This is a genomic window from Vibrio sp. V12_P9A6T4, assembly GCF_963874835.1.
Taxonomy (GTDB): Bacteria; Pseudomonadota; Gammaproteobacteria; order Enterobacterales; family Vibrionaceae; genus Vibrio; species Vibrio anguillarum.
This window is the reverse complement of the sequence record NZ_CAWNJO010000017.1, coordinates 1-3,043: the sequence shown is the minus strand read 5'-3', so window position 1 is coordinate 3,043 and position 3,043 is coordinate 1. Positions and strand designations below refer to the sequence as shown.

At 39.7% G+C, this 3,043-nt stretch carries 3 protein-coding genes; all 3 read left to right on the top strand.

Going from position 1 to position 3,043, the window contains the following annotated elements:
- The first annotated feature begins 72 nt into the window (after nucleotides 1-72).
- The 3 genes from AACQ42_RS00795 (at nucleotide 73) to AACQ42_RS00785 (ending at nucleotide 2,922) form a co-directional block, all read left to right on the top strand.
- A complete protein-coding gene (locus AACQ42_RS00795) occupies nucleotides 73-597 on the top strand; it encodes a hypothetical protein (RefSeq protein WP_062905681.1) in 525 nt (174 codons plus the stop codon).
- Nucleotides 598-741: 144 nt separating this feature from the next.
- Nucleotides 742-1,212 carry a GNAT family N-acetyltransferase gene (locus tag AACQ42_RS00790; RefSeq protein WP_094164793.1) on the top strand — a complete coding sequence of 157 codons (471 nt, stop codon included), beginning with the start codon at nucleotides 742-744 and terminating at the stop codon, nucleotides 1,210-1,212.
- Nucleotides 1,213-1,875: 663 nt separating this feature from the next.
- Nucleotides 1,876-2,922 (top strand): hypothetical protein, encoded by a 1,047-nt coding sequence (locus AACQ42_RS00785; protein ID WP_094164792.1) that lies wholly within the window; start codon nucleotides 1,876-1,878, stop codon nucleotides 2,920-2,922.
- Nucleotides 2,923-3,043 lie beyond the last annotated feature (121 nt).

Below are 3,043 nucleotides of genomic sequence, written 5' to 3'. Positions count from 1 at the left end.
TACAGTGTGTTTTTTGGGTTCGGCGGTGCGTTGTCAACCCCTTAGCCGGGCGTTAGGGCTCAAAGGTATGTAATGGATATTTCCCTGTTTTTTGAATATGTAGGAAAGGCGGTGAGCTTGAGTGCAGCTCTCTTTGGGTTGTATTGTGTAATCCTCAAATGGCGAAAAAGAGAAGAACATTTTCCCCGCATTAATTTCGGCATAGATGCCGAGGTTATAGACACTGTTGATGGTATGGTCATTCTCAATGTTGTGGCATCTCTCGAGAATAAGGGCGTTGTACCTCTTAAAATTAAAGAGTTCATTTGCGAACTTCGTGGTATTTCTCATGAAGACAAAATTGAGTTGGGTGGGGAAAGCATAAGACACCAATTAAATTTTAAGAATGATCTGGGTAGTGGAGCTTTTTTCCCATTAAATTGGGATTTCTCATTTGTTTATCCTTCTGTGACCACTCAGTACTCATACATTACGATTATTCCTGCAGAGACTAAATATCTGTTAGTTAAAGGGCGTTTTCATTACATGTCAAAAAATGAAAGTCATCATGCAGGGAAGGTCATAAACGTGTCTCGCTTGACGAAAGCAGAGCCCTAACAAAGCATTCAAGAGGGATTCACAACGCTTGGCAGTTTTGGTTTGAATCAGCTCAAGTGTTTACGGCACAATGGTTTAGTTTGGGTGGAATGCGTTGTTCACCCCTTAATGCGGCGTTATGCGATTCAATAGTATGGAAGCAAAATGTTAGAAATAGAGAAAGTTAACGAATTAAATATTGAGGCAATTAAGCTTATACGTTTAGCTGATGAACAAGTTAAGTTTGCCGGTACAGCTGACGAATTCATATCAAGTGCAAGTGAGACAACTCATTTGCATGTCATAAAAAACAACGGTTCAGTAATCGGTTTCTTCAAATTGGATGTTGCTTATTCTTCTAACTACGAGTTTTGTCCGTCAGATGGGCTAGGATTAAGAGCTTTTGCTATCGACACTAGTCAGCAAGGTAAAGGGTTAGGCACGAAGGCGGTCAAAGCTCTCATACCGTACTTAAAAGCACACTACTCAATGTTCAACTGGATTTACCTGACAGTTAATTGCAAAAATCCAGGAGCTAAAGTGTGTTACGAAAAAGGTGGTTTTGAAAACGGTTTTGAACAGTATTTGGGTGGTCTAGCGGGCCCTCAGTACATAATGCACGCAAAAATCGCATAACAAAGCATTTAAGAGTGATTCGCAACGCTTGGCAGTTTCGCTTCGCTCAAGTATAGCCAAGCGCTGCTCACACCTTAACGCGGCGTTAGCTGAGGTTAAGAAAAACCATAAAATTAAGCGCTTATTTTTCTTAGTCTGAGGCTCTAGCTTTACACCTGAAAGTCAGCACTTTTCCGCGTATCTCGCCAGTGGCACTGTTCGTGAAGCGGTTGAACTAACCGAAGTCTGTTTACGGGAAGTGGTGTGTTTGTTTATTTCTTTGGTGTGGCTTCTTTGGTTTTGAAGCTCTTTCGCGCTTAAATGGATTTCGCGCACTTGATTGTTGGCTTCTTCGAAAGAATTCTTTGTAAATTGAAGTCTTAGAAGCTCGTCAGTTTTCCTATTATTTCTTCTTTGCCAAGTACGTTTCGTGGGTTAGGTTTTAGTTTCTCAGTTGCCCGTTTTACTTTGTCGCTTGAAAACAATAATGTGTTTTAAATTAGGCTGTTGGGTAGTCAATCTCCGGCTAAAGTGCAGCAGCTAACAAACGGCTCAAGAGGGATTGCCAACGCTTGGCGACTTTAGTGCAAAATTGAAGTTCAGTGTTTACAGTATGTTTTTTAGTTCGGTGGTGCGTTGTCAACCCCTTAGCCGGGCGTTATACAGCAACAATGGAGTACATTAATGGCGTTTAATCCAGTTTTTATTAAGCCTGCTAGGCTCAAGCACAAAAATCCAGAACTTAAGAAATCTAAAGTACTAAAAAATGCTATGAATAGTATTGAGACAGCAGTGATCATTGACTTGAACATACTGTCAAAAATGAATCAAGTCGTGAAAGGTGAAATTACACTCAACGCATCTGGGTTAAAAGAACTAGTGAAAACGTTGAACAATGTAAGAGGGCTATGCCTTTCTCCTGGCTTTGCACTGAATGAAGCTGAATCGTCTTACGTGAGCGACTTATATAGCTCATACGAAACGTTTCTTGAGCGTTATTGCCGTGATTACATAGATCATCCGGGAGCCATAAAGACAAAACTAGAAAAAGAAAGCCATGTAAAGTTTAAAGAATTACCTGTAGGGGAGAAATATGTTAACTCTATTACCTACTTGACAATTATTAAAACACAATTGATCAGTCGAAAAAATCAAGATCTATCACCACAAGAACAGTTCTGTAAGTTAATAGGTTTTTTAGCTGAAAAAGCGGATATGATCGGCGCAGTTGAAGTAGAAGCAGCTAAATTTGTATTCTTTAACACTGCCGAAGTTCAAGATGTACGGTTCAGAGCATATTGCAAAAAAATTAAAGATAACTTTAAAAAAGGCGGTAACTCTTCAGATAAACTACTTGCAAAGTGTTTAAATGCTGCTCGAGATATTGTCTATTACCGAATTACTGCTGGACAGCAGAACACGTATATTGACGGTAAGATGCAAGACTGTTGGCTTTTAACCGCAGACGATGGTCTTGTTAACCTTACAAATTCAATCTATTTCGTTCCGCAGGGGGATGGACAAGACTCAAAATACGTTACCTTTCAAAGAAATAAAGAGCAGGAAAAATCTCAATATTGGCAGTATTGTGACCAATTGCAGGAAAAAACTGTCAAAGAAAGGCATAGAGAACATTATGCTTTTACTGAGTCCGATTTTGAGAAACTGTTTGAAGTTATCAATGGACTAGAAAATGAAATCAGAGGGTTATTTGTCGAATCAGCTGTATAACAATCTGTTTAAGAGTGATTCGCAACGCTTGGCATTTTTGCTATGCGTTGCGTTTAGTGTTTAAGGTGGTATGCGGAAGCATCGGTATTGCGTTGCTCACACCTTAACAGGGCGTTATGCT